Here is a 15,428-nt window from a genome sequence, read left to right as displayed (position 1 = left end):
AACCGAACGCGGGCACCCGCAAGGCGACACCGCCCCGCTGCTGCTGCCGCTGCTCCGGTCGCGACACTTTCCTATCGACCGGCCAACCGTGTCAATGGGCGATCAGCCAAATGCCCGCTGGCCCCCACCTTCGCGCCCCCTTCGCGCCTTCGCGCCTTCGCGTCTCTTCGGCTTCCTAATGTACGAGAAGTGGAAGAGAGCGGACGCCCTGAGAGACAGCCCTGAATGCCTATCCTACAGAAGAATCGCCGCACCAGGTCGCACCGCTTACTTGCGGCTCAGCATCTTCATCACCGCACCGCTCACCAACCCACCGATCGCGTAATCCGCGAACGTCATCGCCTTCGTGCGCGAATTCCTGCCGGTATGCCGGCCCAGCCCGACCAGGCGTGGCAACACGAGCCCCGCGACGCCCGCGAGCACGCCACTGAACGCCCCGCCGCGCAGCGGGCGCGAGCGGCGGCTGGTGATCGCGTACAGCAACCCGTTCACCGCGATGTCCCCCGCCAGCGCCGTCCAGTATCGCTTGGGCCCCGGCGCCGGCGGTTCCAGCCCCACCGCCCGGGCCGTCTTCACCAGCCCCGACTGCCCCATCCGATCCAACCGCGGCACGCGCGATGGCGACGGATCACCCCCCGCCGCCTTCCGCGTCGCCTCATGCACCAGGTTCACCGCCACCGCGCCGGCCAGCCCCGCGATCAGTTTCGTCCCGAACCCGGCCGACGTTTCGTGTGTTGCGCGCTTCATCCCTGAAACGTTAATCCGTCCCGTCGGAATCGGGCAACGCCGAATGCGCCCCAGCGTCCCACACGACTATCGGCTCGCGGCCATAGGCATGGGCGTGTGAATGAGCACGGTCGGCTTTAACAGGATGTACAGCCTTGCACCCGCTCCACCGCCTTCGCGATCGGCTTCCGCGAGGCCGGCCACCAGGGCGGTCGCGCGATTGGGGATGCTCAAGCTTGTCATCACGCGATGTTCCCGCACGTCGGGCTCCTGCACCAGCAGGTCCTTGTGCCCCGGCAGCAGCGTGTACGCCACGTCCTTCATGTCCAGCAGGCGCGACAGGACGGTCTCAAGCGCGACGGTGACGTACTTACGGTCCGACGACAGGGTCGCCTGCACGTCGGTGGTCACGCCCACGGCCACCTGACTCATGACCGGTGTCGGCTCGGTGGTCGCGTCTGCCGCCGGTTCGTACGCGCCGACGAACGAATGAAGCGACTTTACCACCACGTACGCCCGCTGACCGTTGAACAGCGTCAGTCTCGGTGCGGTAAGATGCGCCAACCCCTCCGCGTCATCATCACCCCTGGCCAACTCGCGCGGGTTGCGGCGGGCACTGGGCTGCTTCATCAGGCGTTGCGTCTGTTCATCGTTCAAGAACGTGACGGCTTCCCTGTCCTTGCCGAAGTCCGCCGCGAGCGCCGTGCGAATGTCGCGCGGCAACTGTTCGGGCGTGCGCCAGAGATAGTGCGCCTCGATCGTCACCTGAACGGCGCGCTGCTCGCGCAGCTTCTCGAGCAGGGCCGCCACGCGCTCCTGGTGGGCCGGCGCCGTCGTGACGACGAGGGTGCCGTTGATCTCTCGAATCTCCCCGACCGTTCCGCCGTTCACTTTCCACGTTTCCGGCGCGATGTTTGCCTGCAGCAGTGTGACGAGTTGTTCGATCAACTGCTGTTTCGTTGGCGTCGCTGCGACGGCGTCCTCCGCCACGCCGCTCGGCGTATCGCGCGGCGCGGGGTAGTCCGGGATGCTGATGATCAGGTCGCGAACGTCGTACGCCCGCGCTACCACGTTCAGCGTTTCCAGGTCATCGCGCGACGAAACGGTAATCACGTTGTCGTCGGCCACGTACATCAGGCGAACGCTGCTGCCCCCCGCGTCCTGCAGGAGGACGTTCAGCGCTTTCGCCAGCGGCACGTTGCGCAGGCGCGCTGTGATCGGCGTCGTCCGCTTTACGCCAGCCGCTTCCAGCGCGCGCCAGTTCACGAACAAATTCACGCCCGTCTGCGTTCGCAGCGATTCCATCACCTCGTCCAGCGGGGTCTGGTCAAATCGCAGCACATCCGCTACCGGCGTCTCCAGTCTCGCCGCCAGTTCGGAACCGACGCCGACGCGGCTTGCGTCCGCCGGCAGTGGCGCTGCGGCCACGCTCAGTCGCTCGGTGGACGGCGTGGCCGTGGGCGCGGCCCCTTGCGAACCGGCATGCGTACACCCACCGACGATCACGAGCATCGCCGCGGGCATGAGCAAGCGTGACGCAACATGTTTGACCTGGATCATATGGATTCCCCATCTTGGTGGTGCTGTCGCCGTACCGCGATTGTGATGAAATCCCCGAACCCGATCAAGCAGAATCGCGACAGGTGGGTGATGCCGACCGGTCGCCCAACCGGCGGCAACCCATCATCCGCCTGCCGAGGCGAGCCGATCCACCCCGCGAATTCCGAACACGGCCACGCACGGGCCGTGCCCCCGCCGCCCCCGTACTTCCCACGGCCAATAACCCGAAAGCCCCTTTGCAGCTCAACAACGCGGTCCCCTCGCCTCCGCCGTCCGCACAATGCCCGAGAGATGCTCCATCCGTCGACACAGATGCGCCTCCCGACTCAACGGGCGGGGCGATAAGGCGTCGGGCGTCGAATCACGATTTGACTCCCGACCCCTTATTCTCCCCCGCCCGCCCCGCCGTCCCCATCCCGGCCGAACGTCCAAATAAACGTTTCTAGAATATTCCGGAAGGTCTCCGGGAATTCTTTTTGACCTTCTTTGATATTCGAGAAGGTCTCCGGGAATTCTTTGAAGGTCATTTTAATATTCGAGAAGCCTTCCCGAATATCTTTGAGACCCTTTTTGATATTGCGGAAGCTCTCCCGGAATTCTTTTACGCCCTCTTTAATATCTTTGAAGCCTTCCCGAATATCGTTGAGACCCTCCAGGAATTCCCAGAAGCTTTCCCGAAATTCTTTGCAGCCTTCATTTAATTCTTTTAGACCTTCATTGAATTCTTTACGAGGGTGATTCCTGCGACGGCCTCTCGCATCGTTCGACACCGCCGCATCATTGGTAACACCCCGCCCCCCGTGCAGGTTCGCCAACTCAAGCCTCAGGTCGAAATATCAACCTGTGCCACCCGCCACGTCCCACAAATCTTTGGCGGCGGGTGGCACAGGTTCCTACTCGTACCTGTGCTTTCCGACGGCCAACCCGCACAGGCAGGAGTACCAGCCCGTGCCACCCGCCGACGCGAACCGCGAGTGTGGCCACGCCACCCGCCTGTTCAATCCACAAGATCATACCGTTCACGCTTTTTAGCAGATGCCTCAACTCGCGCCATGCTGTCAACTATCCTCTGACGCACTTGCGGCCAATTCCAGGCAATCGTGCTCGGCTTGATATTGTTCCAGCACTCATCCAAATATCCGCAGAACATTCTGCATCTTGCAAGCCTGTCGAGGATGTACGTTTTGCTATCCATTGAACTTCGTACCGCGCTATCCGTAACAGGGACGTCGACGAGGATTGTGTCGATATACTGAAAGCTCATGCACAATTCAGAGATATGATAAGCGCCGATTTGCGTGATCCTTAGCACAGATGAAGGATTAGTGCTTAGAGCCGGATTCCTCCGACCGGATGTTTCTAGGAGCTTCTTCTGAAGGCACTGGAGGATGGCTTCATCCACCTGATCGGCAAGGTACCCTAACGATTGCAAACGAGAGTAGACAGCTCCGGTCTCAACGAAGCCATCACCGGTCCTTGAGTTTTCGTACAGAATGGAAAGCAACAGCGGCCGAAGAAAATGCTCCTTCGGGTCCGGATATACGATGTCGAACAGGTTCGCGATTGGCGTCGCGTCAGGCGAATAATGTTCATTATCACCAAACGCGATTGCCCGAAAGAACTGATGTACCGGTATAACGTATCGTTCACCTTTTCTCGATTCGACTTCGAGTATATAGCTTGTGTCGACGTGGCCGCTGCCAAAGAAGTTCCTGACCATATCCAGAGCGAGCCGTACATTGCCCGCCGCTATGTTGTCGATGAACCTCGCGAGATCGGGATTGACTCTCAATGACCTCTGAAAAACGTCCATCAGCACATTGATCTTTTGGATGTCGGGCGCGAGCTTCAGAGCGTTTGCTGGGAGCTTATTTACTTGCGTTAGCAAACGCTGCGAAAAGGTAAACCGCTTTTGAAGCACCTCATCAATCCGAGGGGGAGCAATCGTGAACGCTTTCGGATGGTATCCGCTCAGAGATCCCGATTTGAGTGAGCGATGGAACGTTTCTGGCCTCAGAGTGAGAAACACCATCACTGGCCAGTTTTTCGCGATCTCTTCGGCGATCAAGAACGATTGTTGTTGCACGGCATAATCCCGCTCAATTCGTTGGTCCGCATTATCGATAAAGAGAACGATCTGGTGGTTTCGTTTGAGCGACAGATGCTCAAGTGCCCGCCTGATGTGCTGGTCTCGTCTTCCGATTAGCCCCGCGAGGTGAGCGATTTCCTTCTCCAAATAGACCGATTGAGCACTCGCCTTGAGGCGCCCGAAAATCCCGCGTTCGAAGTCTGTCAATTCCTTTTCGTAAACTTCGCGGACGAAGCCATCGTCATCGACGTTCACGTCGTAGTTATCGTGCAACTGCCGTGCGATAACTTCGAGAATATGGTTCTGAACATCCCGCGTGAGAGTGGCTTCCGATCCGAGATCGACATACAGCATTACCGACTTGGCAAGGATCTGCTTTGCCTCGACGTATGTAAGGTGATCGATGAAGGTGGTTTTTCCTACACCGACGTCGCCGATGAGCAGGATCGGCCGACGACTTATACTTTCGGCCAGAAGTTCCTGCGTGATTCCGCTCTTTGTCGAAGCTGGGCTGTGCACCGGTCCCGGCGACTCTGAATCGAACAAAGCCGCATAACGCGCCAAAAGCAGGTTCCTCGCCGTTGCGGAGTGCTGCGATAGAGCACCACTTTGACAGTAGCAGCGTTTGAGAAACTCTTCTTTGAGTTCCTTTGATTTTGGTAGGTCTTCAAGTGCCAACTCGCTCAACACCTGAAGTTGTGCCTGAAGCCGGTTTCGGCCTTTAACTCCCGGGTAGGGAAAAATGCTTGCAGAGAGTCGGGCCGGTACGTGAGGACGGTTCTTCCCCAAGAGCATTCGGGTGAGGTTTCTATCGGCGATCCCTTCTCGGGACAGTCCGTTCCAGAAAACGTGGAAGCTGCTCTTTATCTCTTCGAAGGAACCAAACACTAGGGCCCGTCCGTCAAGCGGGGGCACACCGTCGTCGCGGACGGCTACCATTGCCACTATCTGATGTCCGTTTGTCGCAACACCGTATTTCACCCCTCGCGTTTGACAGTATCCGCAGACCTGTTCTAGCGCAGCCTTAAGCTCGGCATTGCCTCGAATGAGGGGCCGCAATGACTGATTAGGATCGTTCGAACCGGATGTAACCTCGAAATACTTTCCCTCGCGCTTCGCTTCAACGATCAGTATCGGCTGGGGGTTGGAAAAGACGTAGTCCGCGTACTCGCCTCCGTGGGCTTCCTCAGTAACACACTCTGCCTTGTCCCACCCGAGTACCTCAAAGAAGAGGGCGTCGACCAGGTGTAGACGCGTGGTGTCTTCGTTGCGATCTGCTTTCCTGTACACTGCCCTCGCACTCAAGTTTTCAAGAGCCGAAAGCCCCGCCTCAATCTGTTTTGACATACGCGCAATGTAACTTCCCCTCGAAAGGCTGTCAGTATCTCGCAGACGGTAAACGGCGATCGTGGTAGCAATCCGCAGCGACTGGGATGATCGTGCACCGGACTCTACCTCCTTCTGAAATCCCCCACGTCGCATGGGCCATGGTGAGGGCGACGAGGGTGGCGGTTTCGGCGCGGAGGATGCGGGCGGGTGGCATGTCCTTCGAATGTGGGTGCCATGGCCACGCGGTGGGAGACCGTTGGATGATCGGATGGACGTCCCGCGTGGCCATGTCTTTCGTTCGGACTAAGACATGGCCACGCTTCGAACGCTTCGGCGGACGGGCGCGATCGGCAGGCGTGGCCATGGCACCCACCGCAGCGGGCGGGTGGCATGTCCTTCGTAGGTGGGTGCCATGGCCACGCGGGGGTGGTCGCGCGATCGTCTGGTAAACGTCCCGCGTGGCCATGTCTTTCGTTCGGACCAAGACATGGCCACGCTTCGAACGCTTCGGCGGCAATTAAAGGGGTCGGGCAATTAAAGGGGTCGGGAGTCTTTGATGCCGTGGAAAAATGACTCCCGACCTCTTTTCCTCGACCCGCGATCCATTGCGGGATTAAAGCCACCCAAGGACGTCTGAACGTCCGCTCACCGGTTTACAGGAGGGGACGCGTGGACGAACCCGGATAACGTGACGTGCAGTTGCTGGAGATAAGCATCTGTCTGCCCGTCCCGTTTTCCGTGTGCGGACGGTGAAGGTGCAGAGAAACGCCCGACGATTGAGGTTTAGCGGCAACATTCTTCTGGACTGTCGCGAAAGTTGTGGTATACACCCATTGCAATTCGTTTTCCTGTCGTCGAACTCAACTGTTGCGTCCCCAATCAGAGGATCTATGAACCGCATTACCACCTCCCTTGCCGCTGCCGCTTTGCTTGGTTCTGCGGGATACGGTTCCGCCGCTGTGGTCGACTACAGCACCGACCTGACGGACGGTGCCGGGGTTACCGGGCTCGTTGGGCACGCGACGGTCGACAATGGGACGCTGGGCACGCTCTACACGCAGAACGGCAATCCCGCTTCGCGTGTGGTGGACAATAGTTCGTCCTCCTACGTCACCACCCACCAGAACAACGACACCACGTTCGGGTATGACTTCGCCGGCGTGCTGTTCGCCACCCCGCAGAATGGCGTGGCCGCCTTCCGGCTGTTCCACACCACGTTCAGCGACGGCGGCTGGTTCGCAAACCCGGGCCTCTCCGATTCCGGCACCGGCGACGTCGCCGACATCCACCCCCGCATCCAAGTCACCACCAACGCCGGCCTTACCTGGACGGAGGTGACCGGCGCCAGCGATGACTACGACACCGTCGTCAACAGTTCCAACGTTCCCGGCGGCTTCGGCAATCAAAGGCCCGGCGCCACCTTCACGTTCGATCCCGTTGATGGGATCAACGGCGTGCGCGTCATCGGCGACGGCCGCGGCCCCGCGGGCACCGACGGCACCGGATTTATCGGGGTGAACGAAGTTCAGGTCTACGCCGCCGCCGTCCCCGAACCGGCCGGCATGACCCTGCTCGCCCTCGCCGGCGTCACCCTCCTCACCCGCCGCCGCACCCGACGTGGCTGATTGCGACGAGGTAAGCTTCACCTGCGACCGAGCATTGCGCGCGTGAATTCGGCATGTAGGCTTAAGCAACAGGTCGCGTAACTGTTTACCATCCCGTTGGAGTTGAATAAGGGGTCGGGAGTCAAATTCGGATCGTTACGTAGGGTGTGCTTCAGAACCTTGCGCATCAAAAGTGCCGTCAGTCGAATGAAACGGCCTGCAAGGCCGACGAAAACATCGCCCACGAATGGGCACGAAGGAACACGAATAAGAGACGATCGCATCGCATTCCATTTCGCCCTTTTCGTGCTGATTAGTGCTAATTCGTGGGCACGCTTCCGCGTTTGATGCGCAAGGTTCTTCAGCACGCGGCTTCTGATGCCCTGCCAACGCCCAAGACGTGTGCTGAAGCACAGCCTACGCACTGCGGCCGTCGCATCGCGGCATCCGACCCTCTGCAGGTCCAACGCAAAAGGGCAGGCACGGGGCCTGCCCTTACGGGGTCATCTCAATCCTGATGATCGCGGGCGGGGTTAGCGCGTGCCCATGATGATCTCCATGGTCAGCTGGTCCAGTTTCTCGTACGGCAGGCGGGCCTTGGCCAGTTCCACGCGGTCCAGCGGCGCGGCGAGCAGCTTCTTGGCGTTGCCGCTGCTGTAGGACTTGGTGAGCTTCGACATCGCGGCATCCTGCACGTTGATGGTCTTCAGCAGGCCCTGAATCTCGGCGTCGGCGTTCCACTTGCGGGCCTTCTCGGCCAGCAGCGTGTAGGTGCGCATGGAGCCCTTGGCGAACTCGGCGACGTCGGCGTAGTCGGACTGGCGGAAGGCGTGGCTGTCGAAGTGGCGCGGGCCGTTGTACTTGTGGTCTTCGAGCAGCTTCACGAGGAAGAAGGCGTGCTTCAGGTTGGCAGAGCCGAAGCGGTAGTCCTGGTCGTAGCGGCCGAACTCCTGGTCGTTCAAATCGATGTGGAACAGCTTGCCGGCTTCCAAGGCGGCGGCGACCTGGTGGACGAAGTTGAGGCCGGCCATCGACTCGTGGGCGAACTCGGGGTTCACGCCGCACATGTCGGGGTGATCCAAAGTCGGGATGAAGCCGAGGTAGCTGCCGGTGACGGCGAAGTAGATGTGGCCGCGTGGCTCGTTGGGCTTGGCCTCGAACGCGAACTTGTAATTGTAGCCCTGTTCGATCGAGTATTCGCAGAGGAAGTTGATGGCTTCGCGGAAGCGCTTGATGGCGTCGACGGGGGACTTGGTGGCGTCGCTCTCGGTGCCCTCGCGGCCGCCCCAGAAGACGTAGATTTTAGCGCCGAACTCGGCGCCGAGGTCCATGGCGCGCATGGTCTTCTGGATGGCGTAGGCCCGCACGCCGGCGTTGTTGCTGGTGAAGGCGCCATCCTTGAAGACGGCGTCGCCGAAGAGGTTCGTGGTGGCCATGGGCACGACCAGGCCGTTGTTCTTCAGGGCCTTCTTGAAGTCGCGCTTGATGGCGTCGGCTTCGCTAGCGGAGGCGTCGATGGGGATGAGGTCGTTGTCGTGGAAGTTGACGCCGTACGCGCCGGCGGCACCGACGATGTCGCAGACGCGCGGGGCGTCGATCGCTTCGCGCGTGGGGCCACCGAACGGATCGCGGCCGGGGTTGTTGATCGTCCAGAGGCCGAACGTGAACTTGTACTTCTTGTCGAACGCGCTGCTCATGATGTGCATCCTTCGCCGGGTAATGGGGTGAAATTGCGAGGCGGGAGTTTCCTCGAACAGTGCCGGTTTCGCAAGATGGTGACGGTTCGTACTCTCGCGGCATGCACGTAGGGGCAGGCCTCCGTGCCTGCCCTTTTTTCTTCCGCGCACGTAGGGGCAGGCCTCCGTGCCTGCCCGTTTTTCTTCCGCGGCGAGGGAGGGAGGGCAGGCACGGAGGCCTGCCCCTACGTGCGGTGCCCAACGATCGCCGCGGTTCGGGTAGACTGGTCGCGCACGCCGCGGCGGTGTGCTCCCTATGACCTTTAGCCAATACGTCACCGTTCACGTCGATCTGGACCACGTCCGCGCCGCGGCCGAGCGGGTGAAGCGCGCCGTCGCGGGAGCCGACGTGATCGCGGTGCTGAAGGCCGACGCCTACGGCCTGGGGGCGGCGCGGGTGGCGGATGCGATCGCCCCTGTAGTGGATGGGTTCTACGTCTTCGAACTGGCCGAGGCGACCGCGATCGATTTGCGGCGGTATGGGAAGCCGATCCTGTCGTTGTTGGATGAGACCGATGATCCGACCCCCTACCGCGACGCGGGCGTGCGCCCGGTGGTGTGGACCACGCGGCGAGCCGCGGCGCTTCGCGGGGCACGACCGGTATTATCCGTGGATACCGGGCAGCAACGCTTCGCGTGCGCTCGGGAGGACGTGGACGCCATCCTGTCCGCCGGTGCGATCGAAGAGGCGATGACGCACGCGTCCAACGCTCAACAAGCGGTGTTGTTCGATCAACTCACGGCGGGTAGAGGATTGCGTCGCCACGCTGCGGGAACGGCGCTGTTAGATGACCCGGCGGCGCGGTTCGACGCCGTACGGCCGGGGCTGGCGCTCTATCGCGATGCGGTGCGTGTCAGCACCCGATTGGTCGATGCGCGAGACTCGAACGGGCCGGCCGGTTATGGCGGGTTCGTCACGCGGCGGCACGGGGTGATCCTCGCGGGCTACGCGCACGGGCTGTCGGTTGGGCCGTGCCTGGTAAATGGCCAACCGCGGCGCATCCTCGAGGTGGGGATGCAGACGGCATTTGTGGAACTGGAAGCTAGTGACCGCGCGGGTGACGAGGGCGAATTACTGGGGGACGCGCTACCCCTGGAGACCGTCGCGACGGCGTGGCAGGTGCCAGCACAAGCGGCGATGTTGCGCCTGTGCGGGTTGGGACGGCACTCCGGTCCCTCTCCCGGTACTCCGGGAGAGGCTAGGTGAGGGTGATTTCGTTCTTTCGTGAACCGTAAGCAGTACAAAATCACCCTCACCTAGCCTCTCCCATGAGTACATGGGAGAGGGACCGAACCTGCGCAGGCCTTTAGGCTTGCTGTTCAATACACGGGCGTGCCGCCCGTGGTAAGGGCAACGCCTAATCCGCCTTCACCAACGGCGTCTCCACCACATGCTCGGCGACGAACCACGCCTGAAGCTCGTTCGTGCGCAGCACGTCGCTGATCAACATGTCGTTCGTCCCCTCGTCGCCGCGGTCGGACGCTTCCGACGCGGCCTTGCGGCACAGCTTGCACATGTACTCGTGGGCCTCCAACAGGCGGGAGATCTGCACCGGCACCTCCTCGCGGCCCTTCGGTGGGCGCTCGAGCTTCGTCAGCTCGGCCACATCGTGTGCCATGGCGATCGACACGCCGCCCAGCAGTTGGATGCGCTCGGCGATCGTGTCGATCAACGCCGTCTGTTCCTCGGAGTGCTTATCGAACAGCAAATGCAGCTGGTAGAACGTGTGCCCCGACACCTGCCAGTGGTGCTTCTTGTACAGGTCGCGCAGCGTGATCGTGTCGGCGAGAATCTGATTCAACTGCTCGACGCTCTGCGAGCACGTTGCCTCGTCCAAGCCGATCGGCATGCGCACGACCTTCCCGAACGCCTGCATCTCGCGCCCGCGCTGGTGAACGAGCGGCGTGGCGCTCGACTCCGACTTGCCGTTTTGCCCGCGATTTTGCGGTTGTCTTGTGCTGGTCATCGTTCGCTCCCTTGTTTGCGTGACACCCGATTGTAGGACAATTCCATGACGCGCGTACGGTCCAATAATTTCGATTGCAGCTGACATTAAATCTCAACGAGTGTGTCGATTAGAATGCACTGGTTTTTTTTGAAAGCACAGGGCTGGCTTGATGGCGCAAGTCGGGATAAGGTTTGCCGCGCGACGAGGTCCTCATCATCATGTGACGCTCGTCCGGGAAACACACAGCACGAACGTTTACGTCCACGGAACTACGGAATGGCTCAGATATTCCACCCCCGCATGAACACGCTGGCCAAGGCCAGCATCATCGGTGGGGTCTTGTTCGCCGCGGCATTGGGCGCGTTGGGCGCGGTCGTCGACCGTTCGCCGTACATGACCAACCAAGGCGTCATCCGAAACCAACCGATCCCGTTCAGCCACGCCCACCACGTGAAGGGTCTCGGCATCGATTGCCGTTACTGCCACACGTCGGTCGAGCACTCGGGGTCGGCCGGCTTCCCATCGACCAAGACCTGCATGACCTGTCACTCGCAGGTCTACCGCGACTCGGACATGCTCAAGCCGGTGCGCGACAGCTGGGAACAGAACAAGCCCATCGTCTGGAACCGGGTTCACAATCTTGCCGACTACGTCTACTTCGACCACTCGATCCACGTGGCCAAGGGCGTGGGCTGCAACACCTGCCACGGCCCGGTCGACGAGATGCGGTTGATGTGGCAGCACTCCACGCTGCAAATGGACTGGTGCCTGAGCTGTCACCGTAAGCCGGAAGAGTTCATCCGTCCGAAGGACGAGATCTACAACATGCATTACGACCCGAAGGCCGAGGCGGCAAGCCGCGGCACCACGGTGCCGGAAATGCAGGCGGACCTGTTGAAGCAATACCACATTAGGGCCGGGCAGCTCACCAACTGCTCGATTTGCCACCGATGAAGTCTGACGTCGCTCCATCCCTGTCGAACGCCACCGCCGCCAGCGCCACCCCCGCGCATGATGCGGTCGAACAACGTCGCACTGCGGTTGCCAAGCTGCCCGACGAGTGCCCGGGTCACGCGCACGAACATGCGCACGCCCCGACCGAAGTTGCAGCAGACGCGACCGACCAGCCGCAACTGCCCTCCACCTTGCGGCATCCAAGCTCGACCGTTGCGCCCAAGAAGCTGTGGCGTAGCGTAGCGGAACTTGAGAACTCGCCTGAATTTATGGAACTGGTGGAACGCGAGTTCCCCAAGGCCGCCAGCGAGTGGACCGACGAGCTGAGCCGTCGGCATTTCATGAAGATCATGGGCGCCTCGCTGGCGTTCGCCGGTGCTGCAGGCTGCTGGAAGCGTCCTGACGAAATCGTGGTGCCGTATGTCGTGCCACCGGAACAAGTGGTGCCCGGTAAGCCGCTCTTCTTCGCCACCACCTACACGATGGAGGGCGCCGGCCGCGGTGTGATCGTCGAGAGCCACCAAGGCCGTCCGACAAAGATCGAAGGTAATCCCGACCACCCCGCGAGCCTGGGCACCGCAAGTGCCCACATGCAGGCGTCGATCCTGTCGATGTACGACCCCGAGCGCTCGCAATCGCTGATGCGCACCGGGGACAACGCCACCTGGGATCGCTTTATCGCCGAGATCACGCCCCGGCTGGCTGCCCAGCGGGCCGTGGGTGGCACTGGGCTGCGTCTGTTGATGACGCCCAATGCCAGCCCCACTGCCGAGCGACAACTGAAGCTGCTGATGGAGCAGTATCCGTCGGCCAAGGTGCACACCTACGATCCGCTGGGCCACATGTCCTCGGGCGCAGGCGCGCAAGAGTCGTTCGGTGAAAACGTTAATACCGTTTACCAGATCGATAAAGCCAAGGTTCTGCTCTCGCTCGACAGCAACTTCCTGCAGGAGACCGGTGGCAGCCTTCGCTACGCCAAACAGTTCATCAACGGTCGGCGGGTGCGTGCGGATCATCATGATCCGAAGGACATGAACCGCCTGTACGTCGTGGAAAGCTGCCCGACGATCACCGGCGCCATGGCCGACCACAAGCTGCGCGTGAAGCCCAGCGCGGTCGAGGTCTTCGCTCGTGCGCTGCTGGCCCAAATCAACGGCGACACCGCCGCCGGCGCCGCCGAGTTCCCCTGGCTCCCCGCCGCCGCCAAAGATCTGGCCGCCAACCGTGGCGCGTCGGTCGTCATCGCGGGCGATCACCAGACGCCGGTCGTCCACGCATTGGCCCACCAGATCAACGCCGCCTTGGGCAACGTCGGTCAGACGCTGTACTACACCAATCCGATCTACTCCACCGTCGCCTCGGGCAGCATCGCCGAGCTGATCACCGACGCGAGCGCGGGGAAGGTTGAACTGCTATTCATTCTGGGTGGCAATCCGGTTTACGATCTGCCCGGCGATCAGGACTTCAAGCAGGTCCTGCAGAACGTGCCTTACAAGGTCCGCCTTGGCGCGTACGACGACGAGACGTCGTTCCAATGCCACTGGCACATCCCCGAGACGCACTACCTGGAAATGTGGAGCGACGCGCGGGCCTTCGACGGCACCGCCAGCATCGTTCAGCCGCTGATCGCCCCGCTGTACGACAGCAAGTCGATGCACACGATCCTCGCGGTCATCACGGGCCAAGCGGATCGGTCGGACTACCAGCTCGTCCGCGATACGTGGCGCGAAGCGGGTGGCGCGAACTTCGAATCGTGGTGGCGCGAGGCCCTGAACAAGGGCGTTATCCCGAACACCGCCTTTGCGCCGAAGCAGGTGACCGCCAAGGCCGCCCCACCGCCGGCACCGGCGGCGACGGGTGGCATCGAAGTCATCGTTCGCCCTGATCCGAACGTGCTCGACGGTCGATTCGCGAACAACGGCTGGCTGCAGGAATTGCCCCGCCCGCTGACGAAGCTGACGTGGGACAACGTCATCTTCATCAGCCAGAAGATGGCCCAGTCGCTCGACATTCCGCTGACCGACAAGTGGGACGATGCCTGGGGCTATTACGTCACCGTTACCGCCAACGGACAAACGGTCACTGGCCCCGCGTGGGTCGTGCCGGGTCATCCGGATGATGCGGTCACCGTCTTCCTAGGCTACGGCCGCAGTCGCGCGGGCGTGGTCGGCACGAACCTGGGCTTCGACGTCGCCCCGCTGCGCTCGTCGGCCAACCCGTGGTTCGCTACCAACGGTGAGGTGAAGCGTGGCGAAGGTCGGCTTCGGCTGGCCTGCACGCAGATGCACCAGTTGATGAAGGGGTCCAACGCCCGCGACCTCATCCGCGTCAACCCGATCAGCGACTACGAGAAAGCCAAGTACGGCCCGCACGGGTCGCAGGCCGGTCATGGTGGTGGCCACGGTGACGACCCCGAGAACCACGCGGCCGAAGATGCCACGCCCGCCAGCCCCCATGGCGCTGTGGCGCAAGGCACTGTCTCCGGTAACCCGCTGCCCGCTCCGCATTTTCCGAGCGACGGTCACGATCATGGTGCCACCGAGGCGTCACCGACCCGCGAGACGGCGTTCGACAAGAAGTACCGCAACGTCCCGCTGACGCTGTACGACCAGAAGATGCCCTCCGACCCGCCGTACGACATGGACACCAACCAGTGGGGCATGTCGATCGACAACAACGCCTGCATTGGATGCAACGCGTGCGTCATCGCGTGTCAGTCGGAGAACAACATCCCGGTCATCGGCAAGACCGAGGTGATCTTCGGCCGCGAGATGCACTGGCTGCGCATCGATACCTATTACGGTGGCGACAGCGTCCACGACGTCGAGGGCCCGTTCTTCGAGCCGATCATGTGCATGCACTGTGAGGCGGCGCCGTGCGAGGTCGTCTGCCCCGTCGAGGCGACGTCGCACAGCCACGAGGGCCTGAACGAGATGACGTACAACCGGTGCGTCGGGACGAAGTACTGCAGCAACAACTGCCCGTACAAGGTCCGCCGGTTCAACTTCTTCCGTTATAAAGACGACCAGAACGAGAGCATCGCGCTGATGCGCAACCCAAACGTCACGATCCGCACGCGCGGCGTGATGGAGAAGTGCACGTTCTGCGTCCAACGCATCAGCGGCGCCCGCATCGAAGCCAAGAAGCACGGCGGGCCGGACGGTGGGCCAAGCTACGGTAAGGTGACGGGGGACCTCGTCCCCAAGACCGCGTGCCAGCAGACCTGCCCGACCGACGCGATCATCTTCGGCAACCTGACCGACGTGGGATCGCCCGTGCGGAAGCTGAAGTCGGAGCCGACCGACTACGGCCTGCTGACCGAACTGAACACCCGACCCCGCGTGACGTACATGGGCCGGTTCACCAACCCGAACCCGGAAATCGGGCACGGATAGGAAAACGAAGGATTGTCCCCTCTCCCGGCAATTCGGGAGAGGGCTAGGGTGAAGGGTGATCGCGACCGGCCGACGAGGCTGGCCAT

At 61.7% G+C, this 15,428-nt stretch carries 10 protein-coding genes; 4 read left to right on the top strand and 6 right to left on the bottom strand.

The genetic code is table 11. From position 1 onward, the window contains the following. Positions 1-267 precede the first annotated feature (267 nt). From VGN72_23680 to VGN72_23665, 4 genes are all read right to left on the bottom strand, one after another. Positions 268-747, bottom strand: a complete 480-nt coding sequence (locus VGN72_23680) for a hypothetical protein (GenBank protein ID HEV7302360.1) — start codon at positions 745-747, stop codon at positions 268-270. Between the two features lie 66 nt (positions 748-813). Next, positions 814-2,286 carry a hypothetical protein gene (locus tag VGN72_23675; GenBank protein ID HEV7302359.1) on the bottom strand — a complete coding sequence of 491 codons (1,473 nt, stop codon included), beginning with the start codon at positions 2,284-2,286 and terminating at the stop codon, positions 814-816. Between the two features lie 383 nt (positions 2,287-2,669). After that, complete coding sequence (locus tag VGN72_23670) at positions 2,670-3,101, bottom strand: hypothetical protein (GenBank protein HEV7302358.1); 432 nt, start codon at positions 3,099-3,101, stop codon at positions 2,670-2,672. 182 nt (positions 3,102-3,283) lie between these two features. Further along, positions 3,284-5,722, bottom strand: a complete 2,439-nt coding sequence (locus tag VGN72_23665) for a hypothetical protein (GenBank protein HEV7302357.1) — start codon at positions 5,720-5,722, stop codon at positions 3,284-3,286. 872 nt (positions 5,723-6,594) lie between these two features. Between VGN72_23665 and VGN72_23660 the strand changes: the two genes are divergently transcribed. Next, positions 6,595-7,329 (top strand): hypothetical protein, encoded by a 735-nt coding sequence (locus tag VGN72_23660; GenBank protein ID HEV7302356.1) that lies wholly within the window; start codon positions 6,595-6,597, stop codon positions 7,327-7,329. Positions 7,330-7,841: 512 nt separating this feature from the next. Here the strand turns inward: VGN72_23660 and xylA are convergent. Beyond that, entirely contained in the window at positions 7,842-9,005 is a 1,164-nt protein-coding gene (gene xylA, locus VGN72_23655) for a xylose isomerase (protein ID HEV7302355.1), read from the bottom strand. Positions 9,006-9,300: 295 nt separating this feature from the next. Here xylA and VGN72_23650 point away from each other — a divergent pair, with 295 nt between their 5' ends. After that, positions 9,301-10,251, top strand: a complete 951-nt coding sequence (locus VGN72_23650) for an alanine racemase (GenBank protein HEV7302354.1) — start codon at positions 9,301-9,303, stop codon at positions 10,249-10,251. 151 nt (positions 10,252-10,402) lie between these two features. Here VGN72_23650 and VGN72_23645 read toward each other — a convergent pair whose 3' ends face one another. Then, positions 10,403-11,011, bottom strand: a complete 609-nt coding sequence (locus VGN72_23645) for a DNA starvation/stationary phase protection protein (protein ID HEV7302353.1) — start codon at positions 11,009-11,011, stop codon at positions 10,403-10,405. Between the two features lie 258 nt (positions 11,012-11,269). On the opposite strand from VGN72_23645, the gene VGN72_23640 reads away from it, so the two are divergent. Continuing rightward, positions 11,270-11,947, top strand: a complete 678-nt coding sequence (locus VGN72_23640) for a cytochrome c3 family protein (GenBank protein ID HEV7302352.1) — start codon at positions 11,270-11,272, stop codon at positions 11,945-11,947. Next, entirely contained in the window at positions 11,944-15,342 is a 3,399-nt protein-coding gene (locus VGN72_23635; protein ID HEV7302351.1) for a TAT-variant-translocated molybdopterin oxidoreductase, read from the top strand. Before VGN72_23640 ends, VGN72_23635 begins: the two co-directional genes overlap by 4 nt. Positions 15,343-15,428 lie beyond the last annotated feature (86 nt).

The sequence above is a fragment of the Tepidisphaeraceae bacterium genome (assembly GCA_035998445.1).
Classification (GTDB): Bacteria; Planctomycetota; Phycisphaerae; order Tepidisphaerales; family Tepidisphaeraceae; genus DASYHQ01.
This window is presented reverse-complemented; position numbering and strand designations above follow the sequence as displayed.

Coding starts and splice junctions, on each gene's coding strand:
- VGN72_23660 (HEV7302356.1), top strand. CDS start 6,595: ATGAACCGCATTACCACCTCCCTTGCCGCTGCCGCTTTGCTTGGTTCT.
- VGN72_23665 (HEV7302357.1), bottom strand. CDS start 5,722: ATGTCAAAACAGATTGAGGCGGGGCTTTCGGCTCTTGAAAACTTGAGT.
- VGN72_23645 (HEV7302353.1), bottom strand. CDS start 11,011: ATGACCAGCACAAGACAACCGCAAAATCGCGGGCAAAACGGCAAGTCG.
- VGN72_23640 (HEV7302352.1), top strand. CDS start 11,270: ATGGCTCAGATATTCCACCCCCGCATGAACACGCTGGCCAAGGCCAGC.
- xylA (HEV7302355.1), bottom strand. CDS start 9,005: ATGAGCAGCGCGTTCGACAAGAAGTACAAGTTCACGTTCGGCCTCTGG.
- VGN72_23635 (HEV7302351.1), top strand. CDS start 11,944: ATGAAGTCTGACGTCGCTCCATCCCTGTCGAACGCCACCGCCGCCAGC.
- VGN72_23675 (HEV7302359.1), bottom strand. CDS start 2,286: ATGATCCAGGTCAAACATGTTGCGTCACGCTTGCTCATGCCCGCGGCG.
- VGN72_23650 (HEV7302354.1), top strand. CDS start 9,301: ATGACCTTTAGCCAATACGTCACCGTTCACGTCGATCTGGACCACGTC.
- VGN72_23680 (HEV7302360.1), bottom strand. CDS start 747: ATGAAGCGCGCAACACACGAAACGTCGGCCGGGTTCGGGACGAAACTG.